General features: G+C 66.1%; 21 protein-coding genes (1 of these 21 only partly in view). 16 read left to right on the top strand and 5 right to left on the bottom strand.

Annotated features, from left to right (window positions below; translation table 11 throughout):
• The first annotated feature begins 7 nt into the window (after positions 1–7).
• From grxC to ASC68_RS25580, 5 genes are all read left to right on the top strand, one after another.
• Positions 8–262: a glutaredoxin 3 gene (gene grxC, locus ASC68_RS25600; protein WP_055886312.1), complete on the top strand. Its 255-nt coding sequence runs from the start codon at positions 8–10 to the stop codon at positions 260–262.
• Between the two features lie 10 nt (positions 263–272).
• Entirely contained in the window at positions 273–1,136 is an 864-nt protein-coding gene (locus tag ASC68_RS25595; protein ID WP_055886309.1) for a carbon-nitrogen hydrolase family protein, read from the top strand.
• Positions 1,133–1,558: a DUF1178 family protein gene (locus ASC68_RS25590; protein WP_055886305.1), complete on the top strand. Its 426-nt coding sequence runs from the start codon at positions 1,133–1,135 to the stop codon at positions 1,556–1,558. Before ASC68_RS25595 ends, ASC68_RS25590 begins: the two co-directional genes overlap by 4 nt.
• 138 nt (positions 1,559–1,696) lie before the next feature.
• The gene (locus ASC68_RS25585) at positions 1,697–2,548 is read left to right on the top strand and encodes an aldo/keto reductase (RefSeq protein ID WP_055886301.1); all 852 of its coding nucleotides are present in this window, start codon (positions 1,697–1,699) and stop codon (positions 2,546–2,548) included.
• 113 nt (positions 2,549–2,661) lie between these two features.
• Positions 2,662–2,907 (top strand): hypothetical protein, encoded by a 246-nt coding sequence (locus tag ASC68_RS25580; RefSeq protein WP_055886298.1) that lies wholly within the window; start codon positions 2,662–2,664, stop codon positions 2,905–2,907.
• An 89-nt stretch (positions 2,908–2,996) separates the two neighbouring features.
• Here ASC68_RS25580 and ubiG read toward each other — a convergent pair whose 3' ends face one another.
• Complete coding sequence (gene ubiG, locus ASC68_RS25575) at positions 2,997–3,743, bottom strand: bifunctional 2-polyprenyl-6-hydroxyphenol methylase/3-demethylubiquinol 3-O-methyltransferase UbiG (RefSeq protein WP_055886295.1); 747 nt, start codon at positions 3,741–3,743, stop codon at positions 2,997–2,999.
• Positions 3,744–3,788: 45 nt separating this feature from the next.
• A complete protein-coding gene (locus tag ASC68_RS25570) occupies positions 3,789–4,166 on the bottom strand; it encodes a nuclear transport factor 2 family protein (RefSeq protein ID WP_055886292.1) in 378 nt (125 codons plus the stop codon).
• A gap of 133 nt (positions 4,167–4,299) precedes the next feature.
• On the opposite strand from ASC68_RS25570, the gene ASC68_RS25565 reads away from it, so the two are divergent.
• From ASC68_RS25565 to ASC68_RS25545, 5 genes are all read left to right on the top strand, one after another.
• Positions 4,300–5,571, top strand: coding sequence for an aspartate kinase (locus ASC68_RS25565; RefSeq protein ID WP_055886287.1), 1,272 nt, complete (start codon positions 4,300–4,302; stop codon positions 5,569–5,571).
• Between the two features lie 65 nt (positions 5,572–5,636).
• Positions 5,637–7,901: a phosphoenolpyruvate--protein phosphotransferase gene (gene ptsP / locus ASC68_RS25560; protein WP_055886283.1), complete on the top strand. Its 2,265-nt coding sequence runs from the start codon at positions 5,637–5,639 to the stop codon at positions 7,899–7,901.
• Between the two features lie 6 nt (positions 7,902–7,907).
• On the top strand, positions 7,908–8,984 hold the full coding sequence (gene prfA / locus ASC68_RS25555) for a peptide chain release factor 1 (protein ID WP_055886280.1): 1,077 nt from the start codon (positions 7,908–7,910) through the stop codon (positions 8,982–8,984).
• A gap of 8 nt (positions 8,985–8,992) precedes the next feature.
• Complete coding sequence (gene prmC / locus ASC68_RS25550) at positions 8,993–9,844, top strand: peptide chain release factor N(5)-glutamine methyltransferase (RefSeq protein ID WP_055886277.1); 852 nt, start codon at positions 8,993–8,995, stop codon at positions 9,842–9,844.
• A gap of 314 nt (positions 9,845–10,158) precedes the next feature.
• Complete coding sequence (locus ASC68_RS25545; RefSeq protein WP_082528487.1) at positions 10,159–10,821, top strand: DUF4167 domain-containing protein; 663 nt, start codon at positions 10,159–10,161, stop codon at positions 10,819–10,821.
• A 53-nt stretch (positions 10,822–10,874) separates the two neighbouring features.
• Here the strand turns inward: ASC68_RS25545 and ASC68_RS25540 are convergent, their stop codons facing one another.
• Positions 10,875–11,621, bottom strand: coding sequence for a DUF6058 family natural product biosynthesis protein (locus ASC68_RS25540; RefSeq protein WP_055886270.1), 747 nt, complete (start codon positions 11,619–11,621; stop codon positions 10,875–10,877).
• A 251-nt stretch (positions 11,622–11,872) separates the two neighbouring features.
• Between ASC68_RS25540 and clpB the strand changes: the two genes are divergently transcribed.
• Positions 11,873–14,494, top strand: a complete 2,622-nt coding sequence (clpB, locus tag ASC68_RS25535; RefSeq protein ID WP_055886267.1) for an ATP-dependent chaperone ClpB — start codon at positions 11,873–11,875, stop codon at positions 14,492–14,494.
• A gap of 278 nt (positions 14,495–14,772) precedes the next feature.
• Here clpB and ASC68_RS25530 read toward each other — a convergent pair whose 3' ends face one another.
• Positions 14,773–16,302 (bottom strand): alpha/beta hydrolase, encoded by a 1,530-nt coding sequence (locus ASC68_RS25530; RefSeq protein ID WP_055886263.1) that lies wholly within the window; start codon positions 16,300–16,302, stop codon positions 14,773–14,775.
• A gap of 179 nt (positions 16,303–16,481) precedes the next feature.
• On the opposite strand from ASC68_RS25530, the gene ASC68_RS25525 reads away from it, so the two are divergent.
• From ASC68_RS25525 to ASC68_RS25505, 5 genes are all read left to right on the top strand, one after another.
• Positions 16,482–17,918: a phospholipase D-like domain-containing protein gene (locus tag ASC68_RS25525; RefSeq protein WP_055886258.1), complete on the top strand. Its 1,437-nt coding sequence runs from the start codon at positions 16,482–16,484 to the stop codon at positions 17,916–17,918.
• 118 nt (positions 17,919–18,036) lie between these two features.
• Complete coding sequence (locus ASC68_RS25520; RefSeq protein ID WP_248310604.1) at positions 18,037–19,722, top strand: alpha/beta-hydrolase family protein; 1,686 nt, start codon at positions 18,037–18,039, stop codon at positions 19,720–19,722.
• On the top strand, positions 19,719–21,194 hold the full coding sequence (locus ASC68_RS25515) for an alpha/beta fold hydrolase (RefSeq protein WP_055886254.1): 1,476 nt from the start codon (positions 19,719–19,721) through the stop codon (positions 21,192–21,194). Before ASC68_RS25520 ends, ASC68_RS25515 begins: the two co-directional genes overlap by 4 nt.
• A 71-nt stretch (positions 21,195–21,265) precedes the next feature.
• On the top strand, positions 21,266–21,613 hold the full coding sequence (locus ASC68_RS25510; RefSeq protein WP_320410490.1) for a VOC family protein: 348 nt from the start codon (positions 21,266–21,268) through the stop codon (positions 21,611–21,613).
• A gap of 33 nt (positions 21,614–21,646) precedes the next feature.
• The gene (locus ASC68_RS25505; RefSeq protein ID WP_055886249.1) at positions 21,647–23,155 is read left to right on the top strand and encodes an MFS transporter; all 1,509 of its coding nucleotides are present in this window, start codon (positions 21,647–21,649) and stop codon (positions 23,153–23,155) included.
• A gap of 124 nt (positions 23,156–23,279) precedes the next feature.
• Here the strand turns inward: ASC68_RS25505 and ASC68_RS25500 are convergent, their stop codons facing one another.
• Positions 23,280–24,633 carry the 3' portion of a M23 family metallopeptidase gene (locus ASC68_RS25500; protein ID WP_055886244.1) on the bottom strand. Its footprint extends 611 nt past the window's final position, so only the last 1,354 of its 1,965 coding nucleotides appear in the window; its start codon lies off the right edge, out of view — the gene reads right to left on this strand; it ends in the stop codon at positions 23,280–23,282.

Here is a 24,633-nt window from a genome sequence, read left to right as displayed (position 1 = left end):
AGGCGAGATGAAGAAGGTAGAAATCTATACGACCCAGTGGTGCCCCTATTGCCATGCAGCCAAGTCGCTGCTGGACGAAAAGGGCGTGAGCTACGAGGAGGTCGATGCCGACGACCCCGACGTCCGCATGGCAATGGTGCAGCGCGCCAATGGCCGCCGCACCGTGCCGCAGATCTTCGTGGGCGAAACCCATGTCGGTGGCTATGACGACATGGCGGCGCTCGACCGCCGCGGCCAGCTCGACCCGCTGCTCACCAATTAGGACTGGCTGAATGCGCGTCGCCGCCCTGCAGATGAATTCCGGCACCCAGCCCGGCCCCAACCTCGACCAGCTCGAGCGGTTGGCCAGCGAGGCGGCGAGGCAGGGCGCGACCTATTTGCTGTCGCCGGAAGTCTCGGTGGTGTTCGCCGAGAATCGTGACGGGCTCAAAGCCGTCGCCGGGCCGTGGGAGACTAACCCGGCGATTGCCCGGATTGGCGATATCGCGAAACGGCTCGGCGTGAGCCTCCATCTCGGCTCGCTCGCCGTGGCGCTGCCCGACGGGCGCTTTGCCAACCGTTCGGTGCTGTTCCGTCCCGACGGCGCGATCGCCGCCACCTATGACAAGATCCACCTGTTCGACGCGACGCTCCCCGGGCTCAGGAATTATCGCGAGAGCGAGACCTATGCCGGCGGCGATGCCGCGGTGATGAGCGAAGCGCCGGGTTTCCCGCTCGGCATGACCATCTGCTACGACCTGCGTTTTCCGGCGCTGCACCGGGCGCTGGCGGAAGCCGGGGCCAAGGTGATTTCGGTGCCGGCCGCCTTCACCGTTCCGACCGGCGAAGCGCATTGGGAAGTGCTGCTCAGGGCCCGCGCCATCGAGACCGGCTCATGGGTGATCGCGGCGGCGCAGGCCGGCACGCACGAGAATGGCCGTTCCACCTGGGGCCATTCGATGATTATCGACCCCTGGGGCCGGATCGTCAGCGAGCTCGGTGGCGACGGTCCGGGGATCGCCATCGCTGATATCGAGCTATCAGCGGTGGATGACGCCCGCGGCAAGGTTCCAGCGCTTGCCAACGCACGCCGGTTTTCGCTAACGCTCAGCGCTTCGGGCCCCACGGTATTCGCCCGAGAGGACGTGTCGGCGTGATCAGCTATTCCCTCATCTGTGACAGATCCCACAAGTTCGACGCCTGGTTCAAAAGCGCCGAGGCCTATGACGAGCAGGCGGCGCGCGGCATCGTCACCTGTCCGATCTGCAATTCGGTGAAGGTGGACAAGGCGCTGATGGCGCCGGCGGTGTCGCGGATGAACTCCGACAAGCTGTCGCTGTCGAGCGGTCATCCGCAGCAGGCCGAGATTCGTGAAATGCTGCGCGTGATGCGCAAGAAGGTCACCAGCGAGGCCGACTATGTCGGCGACAAGTTCGCCGAGGAAGCCCGCAAGATCCACTTCAAGGAAGCCGACCCGCGCGGCATCTATGGCGAAGCGACCCGTGATGAAGTGGCCGAGCTGATCGACGACGGCGTCGATTTCCTGCCGCTGCCGCATGTGCCGGACGAAGCGAACTAGCGCGCCGTTCGACCTCGAAAGTGCGACAGCTCAAGGATTTGGCCGTCAACTGCTCCTAAGGGCAGGATTGATCGGCAAGTGCCGATGGATGCAGTCTTGGGACCTCCTTCCCAGCAGACTCCCCCGGAGATTTCCTACATGTCTACTCCCGACGCTGCCCTTTCGGGCACGTTCGCCATTGGCGGCGACCTCATCGTAAATCGCCTCGGCTTCGGCGCCATGCGCGTCACCGGTCCCGGCATCTGGGGCGAGCCCGATGACCCGGAGGAAGCGCGACGCACGCTGCGGCGCGTGCCCGAACTCGGCATCAACTTCATCGACACCGCCGAAAGCTATGGTCCCTATGTCAGCGAGCAGCTGATCGGCGAGGAACTGGCGCCTTATGGCAGGGGCACTGTCGTCGCCACCAAATCCGGCCTTACCCGACATGGGCCCGGCTCCTGGCCAATCCTCGGCCGTCCGGAGTTTCTCAAGCAAGGCGTGCTGATGAGCCTGCGCCGGCTCAAGCTCGACCGGCTCGAGCTGTGGCAGTTGCACCGGATCGACCCGACAATCCCGCGCGACGAGCAGTTCGACGCCATTGCCGGCTTCATTGCCGATGGCCTCGTGCGCCACGCCGGCCTCAGCGAAGTGACGGTCGAGGAAATCGAGGCGGCGCGGCGGTTCTTCCCGGTGGCCACGGTGCAGAACCGCTACAACCCGACGGCGCGCGGCAGCGATGCGGTGCTGGACTATTGCGAAGCCAACGGCATCGGCTTCATCCCGTGGGCGCCGCTCGGCGGCGAGCGGGGGCCGGGTGCGGCCGAGCAGGCGATCGCCGGAAAGTATGGCGCGACACCGAGCCAGATCGCACTCGCCTGGGCGCTGAAGCGCTCACCGGTGATGCTGCCGATCCCTGGAACCGGAAAGGTGAAGCACCTCGAGGAGAACACCGCGGCGGCCGCGATCGTGCTCAGCGACGAGGATTTTGCGACGCTCACCCAGCGCTGAATGCGCTTCAGCCTCCTGAACGGCGCCTGACACGCGCCGTTCAGTCATGGTTCAAGCCCGCCGACGCAGATTGGCCTCCACAAACGGCGCTTCCGGGCGCCAAGGAGGATAGAATGCACCATTCCACCCTGACCCCCGCGGTCACCGCCACCGGCGGCGCCATCCGCGCCGTGATGAGCGAGGCCGCGTCGGCAGCGCTGAAGGCGCTGAAGCCGTTCGATGTCGCCATCGAAGACGCGCTCGACCGCAGCTACGGCGCCGGCCGCTGGTTTCTCTACTGGGATGAAGACCTCTCGGGCCACCCGATCCGCGGCACCATCACGCTGGCGTTCGGCCGCGATACGCTGGTGATCGGCTGAGTCTTTGATTTGGTCGCGCTTTCGATCCCCGGATCAAGTCCGAGGAGGAAAAGTCTGCAACTTTTCCTGAAAACGCTCCAGGCGCCGCTTCAGGCGGGCTTTGCCGCCAGCACCATGTAGTTGACGCCCAGATCGCGGCTCGGCCGCCATTCGTCGGCCAGCGGATGGAACACGACGCCGGTCTTGTCGATGATCTTCAGGCCGTTGCGGACGCAGAGCGCCGAGATCTCATCCGGCGTCAGGAATTTCGAGAAATCGTGGGTGCCCCTGGGCAGCCAGCCCAGCACATATTCGGCCCCGACGATCGCCAGCGCGTAGGCACGCGGCGTGCGGTTGATGGTGGCGGTGAACATCAACCCACCGGGCTTTACCAGGCTCGCGCAGCTCTTCATGTAGAGCGGCACATTGTCGACGTGCTCCACCACTTCCATGTTCAGCACCACGTCGAACCGTTCGCCCGAGGCATCGAGCGCCTCCGCCGTCACGGCGCGATAGTCGATCTCTAGCCCCGACTGCTGGGCGTGCAGTTCCGCGATGCGGATGTTCTTTTCGCCGGCATCGATCCCCACCATCGTCGCGCCGAGCCGCGCCAGCGGTTCGCTCAACAGCCCGCCGCCGCAACCGATATCGAGGATGCGCACCCCATCGAGCGGGCGGCGCACGGTGCCGTCCTTGCCAAAATGGGCGATCACCTTGTCGCGCACATAGCCCAGCCGCACCGGGTTGAATTTGTGCAGCGGCTTGAACTTGCCCTTGGGGTCCCACCACTCGTCGGCCATGGCGGCAAACTTGGCGATCTCGTCGGGATTGATGGTGGTGTCGGTCATGTCAGATATATCCGCCGCTCGGGCCCCGGCTGCAAGGGGACGCTTCGGCGCAGGCTAGTGCCGCGGCTCAGAGCCGTGGAACAGCTCCCAGCACCAATCATCACCCTCGGCGACGAGGACGGCGGCAAGTCGATAGGGCAGGCGGTCCAAACCGCCGGCCCGCGCTATTACCGCATGACCTTCGGCGAAGAGCCAGACGCGTGCCGCGTCGCCACGGCTGTCGAGCTCAGGAAAATCCCATGAAACCGTGTAATCCCTTGCGTGGATGCTGGCGAACAGTGCGGCGATGGCCCCCCGGCCACGGGCGATTTCGCCCATCCCGGAGCCAACAAGCAGCGCATGGGGCACAAAAAGGTCCGCAATTGCTGGGTCCCTGTCGCGCATGCGCCGACTGATCGTCTCCAGCGCCTGCCGTGCAATCTCGATAGTCATCGGTTCGGCCTCCAGCCTGCCTAGCTATAGGTGACGTCCCCGCAGTTGATAACCCCGGCTGTTTGTGGCATGTCCCCGGCCGAATTCTGAGCGTACCGGCGGGTTCAGCCGGGCAACAGTCGGGGTAGGGGCCTTGGGCCGTATCGTAGTCAAGTTCGGCGGCACCTCGGTCGCCTCGGTCGAGCGCATCCGTCAGGCGGCGCTGCATGTGAAGCGTGAAGTCGACGCCGGCAACCAGGTCGCCGTGGTGGTCTCGGCCATGTCGGGCAAGACCAACGAGTTGGTCGGCTGGGTCAACGACGCGTCGAAACTCCACGATGCGCGCGAGTATGACGCCGTGGTCGCCTCGGGCGAGCAGGTGACGGCCGGGCTGATGGCGGTGGTGCTGAGCGAGATGGGCATCCCGTCGCGCTCGTTCCAGGGCTGGCAGGTGCCGATCAAGACCGACGACGCGCATGGCGCGGCCCGCATCGTCGAGATCGACCCGACCGAACTCGAAAAGCGCTTCGCCGATGGCGTGGTGCCTGTCATCACCGGCTTCCAGGGTGTTGCGCCGTCGGGCCGGGTGACGACGCTGGGCCGTGGCGGTTCCGATACCAGTGCGGTGGCAGTCGCCGCCGCGGTGAAGGCCGATCGCTGCGACATCTACACCGATGTCGATGGGGTCTACACCACCGACCCGCGCATCACCCCCAAGGCCAAGCGGCTTTCGAAGATCTCGTTCGAAGAGATGCTGGAGATGGCCTCGCTCGGCGCCAAGGTGCTGATGATCCGCTCGGTCGAGATGGCGATGGCGCATAAGGTGCGCCTCACCGTCCGTTCCACTTTCGACGATCCGAATGCGCCGCAGATCGCGCCGGACGGCACGCCGGGGGTTCCCGGCACAATCGTATGCGATGAGGAAGAGATCATGGAAAAGCAGATCGTTTCGGGCGTTACCCTGGCACGGGCCGAATCCAAGATCACGCTGCGCGACGTCAAGGACCGGCCGGGCGTTGCCGCGGCGATCTTCGGCGCGCTCAGTGACGAATCCATTGTCGTCGACATGATCGTCCAGAACGTTTCCGAGGATGGCTCGACCACCGACATCACCTTCACCGTGCCCGATGCCGAGCACGACAAGGCGGTCAAGGCGCTGAAGGCTGCCGGCGAGGCCGGGCGCTTCGAGTATCGCACGCTGACCAGCGCCAAGGGCGGCGCCAAGGTCTCGGTGGTGGGGGTGGGCATGCGCAACCATGCGGGCGTTGCCGCTTCGATGTTCAAGGCGCTGGCCGACAAGTCGATCAACATCCAGCTGATCACCACTTCGGAAATCAAGACCTCAGTGCTGATCGATGACGAGTATGCCGAACTTGCGGTTCGCGCGCTCCATACGTATTACGGGTTGGACAAGCAGGACGCCTGAGACGCCTAGACCCCGGTCACGGCGCCGCTGGCGATAGGGCGGCGCCGGGCCGCCGGGCGGGAACTATGGCCATAGCGATCAGCGGGCCGCGCGTGCTCCTGAAGCAGTTGCGCGAAACCATGGCGGAGCCGCTGGCTTCGCAGGCTCGGCTCGACAAGATCGTCAGTCTCATCGCCGACAACATGCACGCGGACGTCTGTTCGTTCTACGTGCTGCGTGACGACGGCGCGCTGGAGCTGTTCGCCACCCGCGGCCTCGCCGCCACCGCCGTGCACATGACGACGCTGCGGCTGGGCGAGGGCCTCGTCGGCCTGATCGCGGCGCAGGCCGAGCCGCTCAGCCTCGACAACGCTCCGGCGCACCCGGCCTTCGCCTACCGCCCGGAAACCGGCGAAGATCCGTTCCAGGCCTTTCTCGGCGTGCCGGTGCTGCGCGCCGGCCAGACGCTGGGCGTACTGGTGGTGCAGAACCGCGATTCGCATGCCTATGGCGAAGACGAGATCGAGGCGATGCTGACCACGGCGACCTTGCTCGCCGAGATGATGTCGACCGCCGATTTCGACGCGCTGATCAAGCCGGGCCAGGATATCGACCTCAGGCGGCCGCGGCAGTTCGCCGGCAACGGCTTCACCGACGGGGTGGCGCTAGGCAAGGTCGTGCTGCACGACCCGCGTGTCGTCGTCACCAATTTCGTCGCCGAGGATACCGAGGTCGAGCTGAAGCGCCTGTCGGCTGCGCTCGACCGGATGCGGGTCTCGATCGACCAGATGCTCAGCCATGGCGACATGCAGTCGTTCTCGGATCACCGCGAGATCCTCGAGAGCTACCGGATGTTCGCCAACGATCGCGGCTGGGTCGACCGGCTGACCGAGGCGATCAATAACGGCCTCACCGCCGAGGCGGCGGTGGAGCGGGTGCAGAACGATACCCGCGCCCGGATGATGCGGTCGACCGACCCTTACATCAAGGATCGGCTGCACGACCTCGACGATCTTGCCAACCGGCTGCTGCGCGTGCTCACCGGCGACGGCGCCACCGGCAAGAAGGACCTGCCCGAGAACGCCATCCTCGTCGCCCGCAACATGGGGCCGGCGGATCTGCTCGAGTATGACCGGACCCGGCTCAGGGCGGTGGTGCTGGAGGAGGGCGCCGCCATCTCGCATGTGGCGATCGTCGCCAAGTCGCTGGGCCTCGTGGCGGTCGGACAGGCTGAGAACATCGTCTCGATGTCGGAGACGGGTGACGACATCATCGTCGATGGGCAGCAGGGCACGGTGTACCTGCGGCCGACCCCGGACATGATCCAGGTCTATGTCGACAAGGTGCGGCTGGGGGCCAAGCGCCGGGCGCATTACCTCGAACTCAAGGACAAGCCGGCCATCACCAGGGATGGCCACGAGATCACGCTGCTGCACAACTCGGGCATCGTCGCCGACCTGCCGATGCTGCAGGATACCGGTGCCTCGGGGGTCGGGCTGTTCCGCACCGAACTCCAGTTCATGATCGCCTCGCGGCTCCCCCGGTTGAGGGAGCAGGTCGAACTCTATGCCGAGGCGATCCGGCTCACCGAGGGCAAGCCCATCGTCTTCCGCCTGCTCGATATTGGCGGCGACAAGGTGATCCCGTACCTGCGCTACGAGGCCGAGGAGAACCCGGCCATGGGGTTCCGCTCGCTGCGCCTGGCGCTCGACCGGCAAGGGCTGCTGCGCATCCAGATCCGCGCCCTGCTGCAGGCCGCCAATGGCGGGCCGATGAAGATCCTCGTGCCCATGGTCACCGATGCCTGGGAGTTCCGGCAGACCCGGCTGGTGGTCAACAAGGAACTCGAGCGCATGAAGCATGCCGGCCAGACGGTGCCGAGCAAGCTGGAGCTCGGCGCGATGATCGAGGTGCCGTCGTTGCTCTGGGAGCTCGACCAGGTGCTGCCCGAGGCGGATTTCGTCTCGATCGGTTCCAACGACCTGGTGATGTTCCTCACCGCCGCCGACCGCGGCAACAAGCGCGTCGCCAAGTCGTACGATCCGATCGCGCTGCCGCGGCTCAGGGCGCTCAAGCACATCGTCGACATGGCGCGGCGCTACAACGTGCCGCTGACCATGTGCGGCGAACTTGCCGGCCGCACCGTCGAAGCGCTGGCGCTGCTCTCGATCGGCATGACCAAGCTCTCGATGAGCCCGCCTTCCATCGGTCCGATCAAGGAGATGATCCTTGGCACCGAACTCACGCCCATTCGCAATTCCATCTCTGCCGCCCTGCTCGAAGGCGCGCATGGCCCCAGTATCCGCGAGCTGCTGCTCGACTGGGCCGGCCGGCAGGGGCTGGTGATCTAGGTTTTCATGGCTACGCTTCCGCAGGACAAGCTCGACGCGCTGACCAAGCGCTTTGATTCGATCGAGGCGGCTTTGTCGTCGGGACCGTCAGCCGAGCAGTTCGTCAAACTGAGCAAGGAATATGCCGAGCTCGAGCCGGTGGTGCGGCCGATCCAGGCCTACCAGAAGCTGCTCGCCGATCTCGAATCGGCGGAGGAGCTGGCCGGGTCGGGTGACAAGGAAATGGCCGAGATGGCGGCCGCCGAGATCGGCGAGCTGAAGCCCAGGATCGAGCAGGCGGTGGCCGAGATCCGCATCCTCTTGCTGCCCAAGGATGCCGCCGACGAGAGAAGTGTCATCCTCGAAGTGCGCGGCGGTACCGGCGGCGATGAAGCGGCGCTGTTCGCCGGCGACCTGTTGCGGATGTACCAGCGCTACGCGGACCTCCAGGGCTGGAAGTTCAGCCTCCTGGAAGAAAGCCCGGGCGAAGTCGGCGGCTACAAGGAAGTGGTCGCCAACATCACCGGCAAGGGCGTCTACGCCAAGCTGAAATACGAGAGCGGCGTGCACCGGGTGCAGCGCGTGCCGGCGACGGAAACGCAGGGGCGCATCCACACGTCCGCTGCGACTGTCGCGGTGCTGCCGGAAGTCGAAGAGATCGACATCGACATCAAAGCCGAGGATATCCGCATCGACACCATGCGCTCGTCCGGCGCCGGCGGCCAGCACGTCAACACCACCGACTCGGCGGTGCGCATCACCCACCTGCCGTCGGGCATCGTGGTCACCGCCAGCCAGAAGAGCCAACATCAAAACCGCGCCACCGCCATGAAGGTGTTGCAGGCGCGGCTCTATGAAGAGCAGCGCAACGCCCGTGACACGGCGCGGTCGGAAGCGCGCAAGGAGCAGGTCGGTTCGGGCGATCGGTCGGAACGCATCCGGACCTATAATTTCCCGCAGGGACGGGTCACCGATCACCGGATCAACCTGACGCTCTACAAACTCGACAAGGTGATTGCCGGCGATGCGCTCGAGGAGCTGATCTCGGCGCTGATCACCGAAAACCAGGCGGCGCAGCTCGCCGCCATGGAGGGGATTTCCTGACACTCAGCGTGGGCGCAGCATGGCGGGGGATACGCGACCTGTTCCGGAAAGCCGGCATCGACACGGCGGAACTGGATGCGCGGCTGTTCGCCGAAGCAGCCTTCGAGATGGACCGGCTGGAACTGGTCAATCGCGAGCGCGAGGAGGTCCCGGCAAAGCAGCTGAAGACGCTCGAGGCATTCGCCGCCCGCCGCCTCAAGGGCGAGCCGGTGGTCCGCATTCTCGGCGAGAAGGAGTTCTGGGGGCTGAGCTTCAAGCTCAACGCGGCGACCCTGGTGCCGCGGCCGGAGACGGAGCTCCTGGTCGAGCGCGGGCTCGAGGTGATCGGGGCGCTCGACAGGCCGCGCATCCTTGATCTGGGCACCGGCACCGGCTGCATCCCGATTTCGCTGCTGACCGAGTATTCCGATGTCACCGCGGTGGCCGTCGATCTCTCGGCCGAGGCGCTGGAGATGGCGCGCTTCAATGCCAACCGGCATGGCGTGGGCAGCCGCTTCACCGCGCTCAAAGGCTCGTGGTTCGATCCGCTCGAGCCGGGCGAACGCTTCGACCTCATCACTTCGAACCCGCCCTATATCGAGAGCGGGGTCATTGCCGGGTTGATGCCCGAGGTACGCGAGCACGATCCGCGGCTGGCGCTCGATGGCGGGCCGGATGGGCTCGCGGCCTATCGGGCGATCGCCGCCGAGGCCGGATTGTTCCTTGCGGCCGAGGGTGTGCTGCTGCTCGAGATCGGCTCCGGCCAGGGCCACACGGTCAGCGATATCTTCGTTGGCGCCGGCTTTGCCGAGGTCGAAGTGGCGCCTGATCTGGCGGGGCTCGATCGCATGCTGGTGGCCCGTCTCAACGCTGCCTCTTGAGTATCCGTTAGGGCCGCCCATATTTTGTGCTTGGAAAGGCAGGGCGAACCAGATAGGTTCCGGGTGCTGTCAACGGTGCGGTCGAGATCGCGCCAAGGTGACGGCCACCCGCTCATCGGCGAAGCTGCATTTGGCAGTGTTCGATTCTCGGACGAGGAACCGAGACGCCTTGATGAGCAAAAAGTGGTTCAACACGCGATAGCTCAGGTACTGCTGGAACGAGACCGCCCGCGCTGGATATTGCGCCTGCGGCCCCCGGTGCCGATGTCCCCATGTTGCCTTCAGTATTCTTTTCCAAGGCTTGAAAAGAGACGATGAGACCTAACAACCAACAGAACAACAAGAACCGCTCCCGTGGTCGGAACAACAATGGTGGCCGTAAACACGGCAACCCGTTGAGCCGTAACTACGAGAGCAACGGCCCGGACGTGAAGGTGCGCGGCAACGCCTCGCACATCGCCGAGAAATACCTGCAGCTCGCCCGCGACGCTCAGTCCTCCGGCGACAGCGTCATGGCTGAAAACTATCTGCAGCACGCAGAGCACTATTTCCGCATCCTGTCGGCCGCGCAGCCACAGAACCAGCAGCGCGACCAGTTCGGTCAGCAGGCGGACGAGGACGATTACGACGACGATTTCGCGCCGATCAACGATCGGTTCGCGTCGCCCGAGCCGCGCCAGTTCAACCAGCAGCCGCAGCAGCAGCACGACCAGCAGCAACCGCAGCAGCAGCCGATCCCCGGCAGCGAGCCGGTGGTGATGGCCGCGGTCGAGACCGCTGTCGCCGCCGCGCCGCAGGCCGCCGCCGAAGGCGAGGCGCCGCCGGCCGACGGCGAGCCGCGCCGCCGCGATCGCCGGCCACGTCGCCGGTCGCGCGGGCAGGGCGGTGAAGGCGGGGCCGATCCCGCCGGCGCCCCGCAGCCTGACGTCGGCGAGCTGCCGGCCTTCCTCACGGCCGGAAATACACCGGCCGAATAGGCCGAAAACGCCTTGGAAAGACATAAGGCCGGGAGCGATCCCGGCCTTTTTCGTCAGGCACAGAGCCGCAACGTCGCCGGCTCTGCCGTGGCGTCGCCGGTCGGACGGCCAAGGCCGTAGCGCTTGAGGATGCGGTCGATCCACAAGCCGGGCGTGCCAGTCGGGCGCTGGTGCGGCGCAAACGGCAGTATCACGGCTTCGAGCCGCTCCAGCGCCTCAAGCAATGCCAGCCGGTCGGATGGGCTAAGCGTTTCGCGGGTTGCGCCATTGGTCAGGGCGATGATGCGGCCGCGCTGCAGCATCTTGGCGATCGCATCGGCAGCGCTCCAGTGCCGGAGGCACACGCCGTAGCCGCCATTGATCCAGTCGGCCCATTCGGCCGCGGCCAGCGCTGCTGCAGCGTCCGGGGACAGCACACCACCGACATAGACATCGGGGTAAGCCAGCTGCCCATCGGACAGGGCGCTGAGCTGGGTGACGAACTCTACAACGAAATCGGCGGCAAAGCGCTGGGCGATCTCGGCTGGCGCCAAGCTCATGCCGAGGGCCCGGCGGATCCACCAGACGGCGGCGGGGGCATACCAGTCGGTCGGGAGGCCCTGGGGCTCGCCGCCATGGGTCCCGCCGATCGGGCTCGAGAAGGCGCCGTTGGGCCAGATCCGGTAGCTCGGCTCTGGTGCGGCGCCGGCGGCGACAAGGCCTGCAACGGTGGCCATGTCGGCACCGGCGCGGTCAGCGAGTTCCGCCAGCTCGACGAAATGCCGTTCGACATAGCTCTGCAGGGTTGCGACGGCTGACATGGGCGTGGCCTCCTCGAAGCTTTCGAGCAGTCTAGCAGCGACATTTGCTGCAGCAACGTGGGTTGGCTCTTTTCTCAATCGAAAGGCTCCCCATATCAGCGTCGAGACCAGGGAGCGCCGCTGAGCGGGCCTCGGGTCTTGATCTGGTTTGATCGATCCTCCAACGGTTTCGTTTGAGCCAAATCAACGCTTCAGGCGTTGGATACGTGCCTCATTCAGGGCGATCCGACGTGCCAGACGAGGAGAGTTGAATGAATATCGAGAAACACACCGAGCGCGCGCGCGGCTTCATCCAGAATGCGCAGCAGCTGGCGCTTGGCCAAGGTCACCAGCAATTCGCGCCGCTCCACCTGCTGAAGGTGCTGCTTGACGACGACGAGGGGATGGCCGCGGGGCTGATTAGCAAGGCCGGCGGCGACGCCCGGATCGCGCGGGCCGAAACCGAGGCTGCCCTCAAGAAAATCCCGAAGGTGTCCGGCGATGCCGGCCAGCTCTATCTGAGCCGTGAGCTGGCGCGCGTCTTCGAGACCGCCGAGAGTGCGGCGCAGAAGGCTGGCGATTCCTTCGTCACGGTCGAACGGCTGCTGCTCGCCTTGACGGTCGAGAAGGATACCGATGCTGGCAAGATCCTCGCTTCGGCCGGCGTCACGCCGCAGGGGCTGAACGAGGCGATCAACGAGATACGCAAGGGGCGCACCGCCGATTCCGCTTCGGCCGAGAACAGCTATGATGCGCTGAAGAAATATGCCCGCGACCTCACCGAGGCGGCCCGCGAGGGCAAGATCGATCCGGTGATCGGCCGCGACGAGGAGATACGCCGCACTGTGCAGGTGCTGTCCCGCCGCACCAAGAACAACCCGGTGCTGATCGGCGAGCCCGGCGTCGGCAAGACCGCCATCGTCGAAGGCCTCGCCATCCGCATCGTCAATGGCGACGTGCCGGAATCGCTGAAGAACAAGGCGCTGCTGTCGCTCGACATGGGCGCGTTGATCGCTGGCGCGAAATATCGCGGCGAGTTCGAGGAGCGGCTGAAGGCCGTGCTCAACGAGATCTCGTCGGCCGACGGGCAGATCATCCTGTTCATCGACGAGATGCATACGCTGGTCGGCGCCGGCAAGACCGATGGGGCGATGGATGCATCGAACCTGTTGAAGCCGGCGCTCGCCCGCGGTGAACTCCACTGTGTCGGCGCGACGACGCTCGACGAGTATCGCAAGCATGTCGAGAAGGACGCGGCTTTGGCCCGTCGTTTCCAGCCGGTATTCGTCGATGAGCCGACGGTCGAGGATACGATCTCGATCCTCCGCGGCCTCAAGGAAAAGTACGAGCTGCATCACGGCATCCGGATCTCGGATTCGGCCATCGTTGCCGCCTCGACCCTGTCGAAGCGCTACATTGCCGATCGGTTCCTGCCGGACAAGGCGATAGACCTGATCGACGAGGCAGCGGCGCGGCTGCGTATGGCGGCCGAGTCGAAGCCCGAAGAGCTCGACGAACTTGATCGCCGCATCATGCAGCTGAAGATCGAGCGCGAGGCGCTGAAGAAGGAGACCGACGAGGGCTCGAAGACCCGGCTTGGGCGCCTCGAGCAGGAGCTCGCCGACCTCGAGGAGCAAGCCAATGCGTTGACGGCGCGCTGGCAGGCCGAGAAGGAGCGCATGCAGGGCTCGCAGAAGCTCAAGGAAGAGCTCGACAAGGCGCGCACCGATCTCGAGCTGGCGCAGCGCACCGGCAACCTCGCGAAAGCGGGCGAGCTGGCCTATGGCGTCATTCCCGATCTCGAAAAGCGCATCAAGTCGGCCGACGATCCGAATGGCGACGGCAAGCCCGATAACCCGATGGTCGAGGAAGTGGTGATGCCCAGCCACATCGCCGGCGTCGTCAGCCGCTGGACCGGCATCCCGGTGGACCGCATGCTCGAAGGCGAGCGCGAAAAGCTGCTCGGCATGGAGAAGGAACTCGGCAAGCGGGTCATCGGCCAGGCCGAGGCCGTCGAAGCCGTGGCGAAGGCCGTGCGGCGCGCCCGGGCGGGCCTGCAGGATCCGAACCGGCCGATCGGCTCGTTCATGTTCCTCGGGCCAACCGGCGTCGGCAAGACCGAGCTCACCAAGAGCCTCGCGCAGTTCCTGTTCGACGACGAACATGCGCTGGTGCGGCTCGACATGAGCGAGTTCATGGAAAAGCACTCGGTTGCCCGGCTGATCGGCGCCCCTCCGGGCTATGTCGGTTACGATGAAGGCGGAGTGCTGACCGAGGCGGTGCGCCGCCGGCCATACCAGGTGGTGTTGTTCGACGAGATCGAGAAGGCGCATCCTGATGTCTTCAACATCCTGCTCCAGGTGCTCGACGACGGGCGGCTGACGGACGGGCAGGGGCGGACGGTCGACTTCCGCAACACGCTGATCATCATGACCTCCAACCTGGGGTCGGAGTATCTGGTCAACCTCAAGGACGGCGAATCGGTCGAACTGGTGCGCGGCAAGGTGCTCGATGTGGTGAAGGCCTCGTTCCGGCCGGAGTTCCTCAACCGGATCGATGACATCATCGTCTTCCACCGGCTGCAGCGCGACCATATGGGGGCGATCGTCGACATCCAGCTCGGGCGCCTGCGTGGGCTGCTCAAGGAGCGCGACATCTCGCTCGAGCTCACCGAGGCGGCCCGCGAGTGGCTGGCCAATGAAGGCTATGACCCCGCCTATGGCGCCCGCCCGCTGAAGCGGGTGATCCAGCGCGAAGTGCAGGACCGGTTGGCCGAGGAAATCCTCGCGGGCCGGGTCAGCGACGGGCAGAGCGTGGTGATCGATGCCGGCGAGCGCGGACTGCGGCTCGGCAGCGGCGCCGCCGAAGCGCCGGGAATCGACGCCGCGGCGTAACGCATGAGGGCCGGTCCAGTGACCGGCCCTTTCTCATTGGGTGGTGGGCTTTTGGCACTTCCACCGCACCGGCACGGTAGTTGGGCTCGGTCCTGAACCTGCTGACCCACTGCAATCACCCCGCCTACGGTGTCATCCCAGCGAAAGCTGGGACCCAACTCCCCTGTCGCGCGGGTGGCGAAATGGGTCCCAGCTTTCGCTGGGATGACAGCCGGTGGCTGGGGCAAGAGTCGGGGCACCCACGATCGCCGGCGCAGCCCAATCGTGCAACGCTCTTTCTACTGAACAGTCTCGGGAATCGTGGGCGTCACCCCGTTCATCATGTCGACCATCACCTGGTAGACGAGATCCGGATCGCCGGTGGGCTGGTGCGGGTCGATCAGGTCGTGGCCGAGCTCCAGCGCCAGCGGCAGCCGCACGACGTTCACCTTGGCGCCGTGGTCCTGCCAGTGGAGCACCAACTCCTCGATCTTGGCCTTGCTCACCGCGTCATCGGCCTCGTTGATCAGCATGCCCAGCCCCGGCGACAGCGGGGCTTTCGCGGCGGCGGTGTCCATCAGTGCGATGCTGAGGCGGAGCGCCTGCGCCAGGCCGTGGGTGGCGTAGCGCGGATAGGCGTAGGTCATGCCCGGTGGGTTGTCGCGGGTCGCCGGGTCCCACCACACCATGGCGTTGGGGGCGTTGAGCAACAGGGCGGTTGCTGCGTGGTTGGCCCAGCCGGGCACCAGGTTGGGGCTGAGGAACGGCGCGATGGCGATCGACTGGTCGGCATCGGCGCGATGCTGTCCGATCCAGCCGGCAATGATGCCGCCGGCCGATAGTCCAGTGACGACTACCTCGTCGCCGAGGCCCCGGGCGATGTCGGTCGCTTGGTTGCCGACAGCGACCAGCTCTTCAGCCGTCAGATTGGCGAGCACCAGGCTCATCTGGTCGGCATCGCCATGCTGCGGGATGCGCGGCAGGTAGACATTGTAGCCGAGCGCGAAGAGCTTGGTGCCGAGCTGCTCGGCCTGCGCCGGGCAGTTGGTCAGGCCGTGGAAGAACACTACGACACGCTCGACCTTGCGGCCGTGCGTCAGGAGGTTCGAAAGGCAGCGCGGATTGAGCGGCAGCTGTTTTTCCTCGGCCCGCACCGCTTCGACTTTCGCCACCGCTTCGTCGTAGCTGGTGGCCGGGGTGCTCGCCGCGGCGTTGGCCCTGAGGCTCTCGGTATCGAGTGGCAGCAGTGTCAGCACCGCGAAGGCGCCGACCAGTGCAACCACCAGGAACAACGCGAGGCCTGCCGCCAGCTTGGGCACGCTGCGCCAGAAGCCACGCCGGTCGCGCTGCGGAATCGTCTCCGGATGCCGGCGGTGCAATGCCAGCACCAGCACGATGCCGACGAAGGCGAGCACCAGCGTCGAGGCAAAGCCGGTGGTCAGCTGGGTGATGATGGTGCGCAGCAGCAGGTTGTTGCCGCGACTGGCATAGGTCTCGGGATCGAGGCTGCCGCGGCGCAGCAGATCGGCCAGTGTCAGCACCACCGGATAGGAAAAGAACGCCACCAGCACGCCGGCGATGGCGCCACGCAACAGGGTGTAGCGGCGCGGCCGGATCAGCAGCAGCCACCAGAACACTGCGCCGGTCAGCCCGACGCCGACGAACAGGGTCAGCCAGCTGACGCTGCCTTGCGGGCTGGCCACGAGCTCGTTGATGGCGACGCCGGAAAGCGGCACCGACAGCAGCGCGACGATGGCGAAGGCGAGGCCGGCGATGACGTCCCAGCCGCCATGGCGCGGCGGAGGCGTACGGCGATGTTGCTCGCTCATTGCTTGCTGCGACCCCTCATTGGCTGGCCGAACTACAAAAGCACAGTATCAGCGGGGCCGTCTAAACTTGCCTAATGCCGATTGACGACGATTTTAGTCGACTGCGGCAGCTCACCTGTCGACTTTCTGAGCTTGATCATTCCATTGTCTCCGTGAGGTGGTGAGCAAGGGGCAGGCGCATGGAGGGATCGACGGTTGCGTTGCTGCTGCTGGCGCTGGAAATCGGCCTGCAGCTGTTCTTCGTCGGCCGCGCCTTGCTCAGGCCCTATCGCGAACCGGTGTCGCGTCTCGCCTGGGTGATGATCATCGTCATCGCGCCATTGGTCGGGATGATCGCTTATGTGCTGGTGGGCGAAACCAATATCGGACGCACCCGCACCGCACGGCTTCGTAAGGCCTTCGAGACCCTGCCACCACCGTTCGGCACGCCCGGTGTCGAGGCGCAACTGCCGGAGGGGACACTGCCGCTGTTTCGCGCCGGCACTTCGGTCAGTGGCTATCCGCCGGTTGCCGGCAACAGGGCGCAACTGCTCGAGAGTTCGGACGCGGCGATCGAGGCGATGGTCGCCGATATCGACACCGCCACCGACCACGTGCACCTGTTGTTCTATATCTGGCTGCCCGACACCAATGGGCTCAAGATCGTCGCAGCGCTGCAGCGGGCGGTGCTGCGCGGCGTCGCCTGCCGGGCGATGGCCGACGATGTCGGCTCGCGCACGATGATCCGCTCCGAGCACTGGCGCGCCATGCAGGCGGCCGGCGTACAGCTTGCCCGCGCCATGCCGATCGGCAACCCGCTGATCGGCGCGATCTGGGGGCGGCTCGATATGCGCAACCACAGGAAGATAGTCGTCGTCGACAATGCCGTCACCTATTGCGGCAGCCAGAACTGCGCCGATGCCGCCTTCGCCCCCAAGGCGAAGTTCGCGCCATGGGTCGATGTGATGGTGCGGCTCGAAGGACCGATTGCCCGGCAGAACCAGCATTTGTTCGCGTCGGACTGGATGGGGCATGGCGAGGACGACCTGACCCAGTTGCTGCAGCGCCCGCTGCCGCCTGCCGAGCCCGGCTTCGTTGCCCAGGTGATCGGCACCGGCGCCACCGTCCGCCCCTCGGCGATGCCGGAAATCTTCGTTTCGGTGATGAATGCGGCGCGGCGCGAGCTGGTGATCACCACGCCTTACTATGTGCCCGACGAAACCATCCAGGCGGCGCTCTGCGCCAGCGCCTATCGCGGCGTCGAGACCACCTTCATCGTGCCCGAGCGCAACGATTCCTGGGTCGTGGCAGCCGCCAGCCACAGCTATTACGCCGAGCTGCTCGAGGCCGGCGTGATCATCCGCGAATACCGAGGCGGGCTGTTACATTCCAAGACCATCACGGTCGATGGCGAGCTGGCGCTGATTGGCTCGGCCAACATGGACCGGCGCAGTTTCGAGTTGAACTTCGAGAACAACATGCTGATCGCCGACACAGCGCTCACCGCGGCGCTGCGGCAACGCCAGCAGAGCTATATCGAGGCGTCCGTGCTGGTGCATGCCGCGGAAGTGGAAGCATGGGGCGGCACACGGCGAATCTGGAACAATACCGTGGCGATGCTTGGGCCGGTGCTCTGAGCAGTCACCGGCAATCGTACTAAATTGCGGGCCCAATGTTGATCGGTTGGCGGTAGCGCAGCGGCAAGTTCAGCGAGGGCCATGACCCGGGCGACCGGGCGGCGGCAGGAGGCGTGATGTGCAGGTACCGGCGTCCTTGAAGCGGCTGCTCGATGGCTTCTCCGAGATGGGGCTGGTGGTCGGCTCGATCCTGTTCTCGCTGGCGCTGACGCCGTCGCTGCTGCCGCGTGAAGCGCTGATCCAGGGGTTGCTGTCGGGCTGCGCCTTCGGCATCGGTTACGGTATCGGCGTCGCGCTCGAGTGGCTGTGGAGCTATATGGGCCTCAGGCTGCCGGGTTCGAAATACACCCACTGGCTGAAGATCGCCGTGACGCTGGGCTGCCTCGTGCTGATGGCGGCGTGTCTCTACCAGACCACCGGCTGGCAGAATTCGGTGCGCGAGATCATGGGCATGCAGCCGGTCGAAGCGGGCCTGCCGATCTCAGTCCTGTTGATCGCCCTGCTGCCGGCGGCCATCCTCATCTACACCGGCAAGCTCCTTGCATACGGGGTCGGCTTCTTCTCGCGCTGGCTGGTGCGCTACGTGCCGCAGCGCGTTGCGCTGGTGGGGAGCCTCGTGGTGGTCGGCGTTATCGCGACGACGCTGTTCAACGGTGTGCTGATGCGCGCAGCGCTGCGCGCCGCCGATGCGTTCTTTCTCCAGCTCGATGGCGTTGCGGGCCAGTTCGGTACGGCGCCGACCGATCCGCTGAGATCGGGCAGTGCCCAATCGCTGATCGACTGGAGCACGATCGGGCGCGACGGGCGCATCTACGCCGATTCCGGCCCGAGCAAGACCGAGATCGAAGCGGTGATTGGCCGCCCGGCGCTCGAGCCATTGCGGGTTTCGGTCGGGCTCCGTTCGGCTGAGACTACCGAGGCGCGGGCGCAGCTGGCGCTGGACGAGATGCTGCGGATCGGCGCCTTCGATCGCTCGGTGCTGCTGATCGTGACGCCGGTTGGCACCGGCTGGGTCGATCCGGCCGGCATGGATACGCTCGAATACCTGATAGCGGGCGACATCGCTTCGGTGTCGCTGCAATACTCGTACCTTCTCAGCCCGCTGTCGCTGGTGGTCGAGCCGGAATACGGCACCGAGGCAGCGCAGGCGCTTTTCAACGTGGTCTATGGCTACTGGACCAAGCTGCCGCACGACAAGCGACCGAAACTCTATCTCAACGGCCTCAGCCTCGGCGCCCACGCCTCGCAGGCCTCGGCGCAGTTCTTCGATGTGCTGCAGGATCCGTTCCAGGGGGCGCTGTGGGTTGGCCCGCCCTTTACCAGCGGCATCTGGCGCTGGGCCACCAGCAACCGGCAGGCGGGCACGCCCGAGTGGCTGCCGAAATTCGGCAACCAGACCACCATCCGCTTCACCAACCAGGGTGGCGGTCTCGATGTTCCCGGGGTGCCGTGGGGGCCGATGCGCATCGCCTTCCTGCAGCATGCCAGCGATCCGATCGTGTTCTTCAGCTACACGTCGCTGCATCGCGAGCCGGACTGGCTGAAGGGCGAACGCGGGCCGGACGTTTCGCCGATCCTCAACTGGTATCCGGTCGTCACATTCCTGCAGCTCGGCATGGACATGGCGCTGGCGCTCGAGCCGCCGCCGGGGCATGGCCACGACTATGCGCCAGCCGATTACATCGATGCCTGGCGGGCGCTGATCGAGCCGCCGGGCTGGGACGATCAAGCGATCGCCAGCCTCAAGGCGGCGATGGTCGAGCGCTTCGCCCGTATCGCCGACCAATCGGCAGTGAGCAAATGAGCCGAGCCGGCAACTGGTGGTGGACGCCGGTTGCCGGCGCGATCTTCGGGATTGGCGCGATCGCGGCCGCGCCGGTGACCGGGCTTGCTGTCGCTGGTCCCGCCGGCGTGGTGCAGGCCGATACCAGCTGGGTGGCGCCGTTCCTCGGTAGCTTCGTCGTGGCGGCAATCGTCTGGTGGCTGCTCATCGGCTGGCCGCGCCGGTTGTCGCTGGTGCGGGCGGCGTTCGCCGGGGCGCTGGTCGGGCTCTGTTCCTATCCGGTAGTGCTGGCGATCGCGGAGTTCGGGCAGGGGGAGCCAGTCGATGTCGCGACTCTCGGCGTGCGCAGCTTCGGCATCCTCGAGCTCGCAGCGCTGACCATCCTCACCACCGGCTTCGTTGCGATGGTGATCATGGCCGGAGTCGGGGTGATCGCAGCGCTGCTGTTGGGCCAGGTCTATCCGCCAGCGCCGGCGTGGCAGCCGGTGCCGTGGCTGCTGAAAGCGGGAGCCATCACACTGACGGCGATCGTGCTGCTGCTCGGCGGCGCTTTCGCCTGGCTCACGCAACTGCCGCTCGATGCCGGGGCGCTCGGCGGGAACCGCCCGATGAACAATCCGGCTGCGGACTACGAGGCCGCGGCGACAGCGTTCGCGGCAATCGCGGCGGAGGAGGCGAAACTGCCGCTCCATCCGGAGTGCGGCTCACGCCTGTTCACCCATGGCACCCGCGTGCCCAGGGTCGTGGTCTACCTGCACGGCCTCACCAATTGTCCGCTGCAGGCGGACGACCTGGCGCGGCAGCTGTTCGAGGCGGGCTACAATGTCTACGTGCCGCGCTGGCCCGGCCATGGCGAGGCCGACCAGATGACGCTGGCGCTCACCGGGCTCAGCGCCGAGCAGATGGTCGAGAGGACCGATGCGGCGATCGACCTGGCCCGCGGGCTGGGGGACGAGGTCACTGTGGTCGGCATGTCGGCCGGCGGTGCGATGACCGCCTGGGCGGCGCAGTACCGGGCCGACGTCGCGCACACCGTCGCCGTCTCGCCGTTCCTCGGGCCGCATTTCGTGCCGCCCTGGGCCAACCGCGCCGCGGCCAACCTGCTGCTCCGGATGCCCAATATGATGCTCTTATGGAATCCGCTCGAGCCGGAGGGGGCGCCGGGGATGGAGCACTCCTATCCGCGCATCCCGACCCACGCGCTGGCGCAGTTCATGCGGCTCGGCGAGGTGCTGGAGTCTGCCGCGCAGCAGGCGCCACCGCAGGCCGCGGGGCTCGGCATGCTGCTGAACGACGCCGATTTCGCCGTCAACAATGCGCTGGCGCGCCAGCTGGTGGCGGCGTGGCGCGCCAAGGGCAGGGCGGTGGATCTCGAGGTGCTGCCGCGCTCCGACCTTCTGCCGCACGACCTGGTCGATCCACGCATGCCAGGCGCCCGGACGGAGCTGGTCTATCCGGTGCTGCTCGAGATGGTCGCGCGGCGGCCGCAGTAAGTTCTGCTCCAGAATAATTGCCTATGGGTCCGGGATGCGATAGGAACAAAAAGGGAACAACTGGAGTTACGATGATGAAGCAGCGCTACCAGATCGACTACCTCGAATTTCCCTCCAGCAGCACGCAGCAGAGCCACCGCTTTTTCGCCGACGCCTTCGGCTGGAGCTTCACCAGCTACGGTCCATCCTACGAGGCGATCAATGATGCGGGCATCGATGCCGGCATCGATGCGGGCGAGGGGCGGACCGAGAAGCCTTTGGCGGTGATCCGTACCGAGGACCTGGAACTGGCTGCGCGCGAAGTGCTGGAGGCCGGCGGGGTGATCACCAAACCGGCGTTCGATTTTCCCGGTGGACGGCGCTTTCACTTCCGCGAACCCGGCGGCAACGAACTCGCGGTGTGGATCGAGAAGGCGTAGGCTCCGGGCCTGAAGCGCTTCGAGGAGCCGGGGATGAACGACGTCAAATCGAGTGCCGCGCCGGCCAGCTTCTGCCCGGCCGAGAACCGCATCTATGTGCTGGTGGCGGCGATCCTTGCCTCCTCGATGGGCTTTATCGACGGCTCGGTGCTGTCGATCGCCACTCCGGCGATCCGGGCCGATCTCGGCGCCAGCCTCGCCGACGCGCAGTGGATCTCCAACGCCTACATGCTGTTCCTCGCCTCGCTGCTGCTGATCGGCGGCGCGGCGGGGGATCGGTTCGGGCTGCGGAATGTCTTCGCGCTCGGCATCGTGCTGTTCGTCGCCGCATCGTTGGTCTGCGCCGTGGCGCCAACCCCCACTTTCCTGATCGTTGCCCGCGCCGTGCAGGGGCTGGGCGCGGCGCTGATGGTGCCGGGCAGTCTCGCCATCATCGCCAAGGCCTATCCGCGCGAGGAGCGTGGCAAAGCCATCGGGCTGTGGTCGGCATTCTCCTCGCTCACCACGATTCTGGGGCCGGTGATCGGCGGGTTCGTGCTCACCACCATGGGCGATTGGAGCTGGCGGCTGGTGTTCGCCATCAACCTGCCGCTCGGCGGCATCGCGCTGGCGCTGCTGTTCCTCAAGGTGCCGGCCGACCAGCCTGAGGCGGGCCGGCGGCTCGACCTGGTCGGCGGGGCGTTGATCACCGTGGCGCTGCTGCTCATCGCGCTGGGGCTCACCGGCACCGGCGGCAATGCGCCGGTCATGAGCCATGTGCTGGCCTATTGCGGCATCGGCCTTGTGGCGCTCATCGCCTTCCTCTGGTGGGAAGCGCGCAGCAAGGCGCCGATGCTGCCGCTCTACCACTTCAAGAACGTCGCCTTCTCCGGTGCGCAGGGGCTGACCTTCGCGCTCTATTTCGCGCTCTCGGCGGTGACTTTCTTCCTGCCGATGACGCTGATCGGCGGCTGGGGCGTCACCGCCGCAGAAGTGTCGATCGCTTTCCTGCCATTCGGCATCGCGCTCACCGTGCTGTCGCCTTATGCCGGCCGGCTCTCCGACAAGGTCGGGCCCGGGCCGATGATCACGCTGGGCGCCGTGATCGTCGCCATCGCCTTTGCACTGCTCGGTCTGCTGGCGCCGCTGCAGAATGTCTGGCTTGGCGTCTTGCCGCTCACCATCCTGATGGGGCTGGGGATGAGCGCGGTGGTGTCGCCGCTCTCGACGGCGGTGATGACCTCGGTCGAAGATCGCGACACCGGGCTCGCCTCGGGCGTCAACAACGCGGTGGCGCGCGTTGCGGGCCTGCTCGCGGTAGCGCTGATGGGCGGTGTCGCGGCCTTCGTGTTCGAGCGCTCGCTCGGCGGCTTTGCCGAGCTGTCGCTGTTCTTCGGCATGCAGCCCGATGCGCCGCTCGCCGCCGATGCGGAAACGGCACGGCAGGGCGCCAATAACGCCGCCTTCGCCGCCATCGCCTACAGCAATGCGGGCCTCGCGCTGTTGTCGGCGGTGATCGCCTGGTTCACCCAGGAGAACAAGCTGCGGAAGAAAGCCCCGTAGGGGCCGCGACTGCCGGGCCTTCCCGGCGCGACGGCGGGGCGCCGTTTCGTCTGCCTGAGCCCGCTCAGAAGCGGACATTCCCGCGGGGCGCGGGAATGACGTCCCTGTATATGGGAAGGCGCTGCTAGTTCAGCGCTGCAACCGTCATCGGGGCGGCGTCGCGCTTCATCAGATCGCGGATCTGCGAGATGGTCTGCTCGAAATTGCCCTCGTACTGCGCCGAGAGCGACTTGTCGCGCGGCAGCTTCACGCTCAGGGGGTCGACGAAGCGGCCGTTGACCTTGATCTCGAAGTGCAGGTGCGGGCCGGTGGAGTTACCGGTGGAGCCGACATAGCCGATGATCTGGCCCTGGCGGACGCGCACCCCCGGCTTCATTCCGTCAGCGATGCGGCTCATGTGGCCGTAGCCGGTCTCGAAGCCGTTCACATGCTTGATCTCGACCTTCTTGCCATAGCCGGAGGCCCATCCTGCCTTCTCGACCATACCGTCGCCCGAGGCGTAGATCGGCGTGCCGGTCTTGGACGCGAGGTCGACGCCGGTATGCATGCGGCGGGACTTGAAGATCGGATGCACGCGATTGCCGAAGCGGCTGGCGAGGCGACCGCCGCCCTGCAGCGGCCGGCGGGTGAGGAAGCGCTTTCCGGTCTCGCCATCCGGATCGTAGAAATCCACCGTGCCGTCGTCGGTGCGGAAGCGGAACAGCTCGCGCGTCGTGGTGCCGAGCTTCAGCGCCACATAGAGCAGGTCCTGGTGGCCGGTGGCATCCTTCTCGGTCTCGAGAATTTCGATCGAGTCGCCGGCGCTGATGCGCTTGGTCAGGTCGATATCGTAGGCGAACATGGCGACGATACGCGAGGTGATGGCGTCGTCGATGTCGTGCTTGCGCGCCGTCTCCCAGATCGAGCGGTAGACCGAGGGCAGGTTGTTGACGTTGATTTCCTCGGTGTCTTCTTCCGGGAACTCGATCTTGGGCGGCTCGAGTCCGAGCACATAGCTGCCGCGGTCGGTCAGTGCGGCGGTCGCCGCATGCTTGATCTCACCGGTCTTGGGGTCGGGGAAGTAGATGCTGAGCCGGTGCGGGATCAGGGTCTGCGAATTGCGGGCCGGCCCCATCAGGATGCGCAGGCGCGCCCCACTCGGCACGTTCGCCGACGACAGCACATTCTTCAGCGTCGCCGAGATCATGTCGTAGGTCTGGTTGTCGAAGCCGTTCTTGAGCAGCGGCTCTTTCAGTGCACCAGTCTCGCGAATCGTGATGACGCGCTCGGAGCGACCGAGCCCGGCGTCTTCGGCCAGCTTGGTCTTGGGCAGGATCGACACATTTTCGGCGATACCCGAGAGCCCGCCATCGGTCACGACGCCCAGGTCGCGCACGCCGGTATCGGGCTGCGCGTAGGCGAGTGCGACTTCGCCCTCGCCGCCGCCTTCGGCAAACAGGTTCTCCACTGTAGCGCGCACGAAGTCGGAAGCGCTCTTG

The sequence above is a fragment of the Devosia sp. Root105 genome, from assembly GCF_001424865.1.
In the GTDB taxonomy this organism is placed as follows: Bacteria; Pseudomonadota; Alphaproteobacteria; order Rhizobiales; family Devosiaceae; genus Devosia_A.
The sequence above is the reverse complement of the archived record's forward strand: the minus strand, read 5'-3'. Positions and strand labels throughout refer to the sequence as shown.

What these genes read in the sequence shown, in the direction of transcription:
- grxC (WP_055886312.1), top strand. Translation starts at nt 8, where the DNA reads ATGAAGAAGGTAGAAATCTATACGACCCAGTGGTGCCCCTATTGCCAT.
- ASC68_RS25595 (WP_055886309.1), top strand. Translation starts at nt 273, where the DNA reads ATGCGCGTCGCCGCCCTGCAGATGAATTCCGGCACCCAGCCCGGCCCC.
- ASC68_RS25585 (WP_055886301.1), top strand. Translation starts at nt 1,697, where the DNA reads ATGTCTACTCCCGACGCTGCCCTTTCGGGCACGTTCGCCATTGGCGGC.
- ASC68_RS25580 (WP_055886298.1), top strand. Translation starts at nt 2,662, where the DNA reads ATGCACCATTCCACCCTGACCCCCGCGGTCACCGCCACCGGCGGCGCC.
- ASC68_RS25570 (WP_055886292.1), bottom strand. Translation starts at nt 4,166, where the DNA reads ATGACTATCGAGATTGCACGGCAGGCGCTGGAGACGATCAGTCGGCGC.
- ptsP (WP_055886283.1), top strand. Translation starts at nt 5,637, where the DNA reads ATGGCCATAGCGATCAGCGGGCCGCGCGTGCTCCTGAAGCAGTTGCGC.
- prfA (WP_055886280.1), top strand. Translation starts at nt 7,908, where the DNA reads ATGGCTACGCTTCCGCAGGACAAGCTCGACGCGCTGACCAAGCGCTTT.
- ASC68_RS25545 (WP_082528487.1), top strand. Translation starts at nt 10,159, where the DNA reads ATGAGACCTAACAACCAACAGAACAACAAGAACCGCTCCCGTGGTCGG.
- ASC68_RS25540 (WP_055886270.1), bottom strand. Translation starts at nt 11,621, where the DNA reads ATGTCAGCCGTCGCAACCCTGCAGAGCTATGTCGAACGGCATTTCGTC.
- clpB (WP_055886267.1), top strand. Translation starts at nt 11,873, where the DNA reads ATGAATATCGAGAAACACACCGAGCGCGCGCGCGGCTTCATCCAGAAT.
- ASC68_RS25530 (WP_055886263.1), bottom strand. Translation starts at nt 16,302, where the DNA reads ATGAGCGAGCAACATCGCCGTACGCCTCCGCCGCGCCATGGCGGCTGG.
- ASC68_RS25525 (WP_055886258.1), top strand. Translation starts at nt 16,482, where the DNA reads ATGGAGGGATCGACGGTTGCGTTGCTGCTGCTGGCGCTGGAAATCGGC.
- ASC68_RS25515 (WP_055886254.1), top strand. Translation starts at nt 19,719, where the DNA reads ATGAGCCGAGCCGGCAACTGGTGGTGGACGCCGGTTGCCGGCGCGATC.
- ASC68_RS25510 (WP_320410490.1), top strand. Translation starts at nt 21,266, where the DNA reads ATGATGAAGCAGCGCTACCAGATCGACTACCTCGAATTTCCCTCCAGC.
- ASC68_RS25505 (WP_055886249.1), top strand. Translation starts at nt 21,647, where the DNA reads ATGAACGACGTCAAATCGAGTGCCGCGCCGGCCAGCTTCTGCCCGGCC.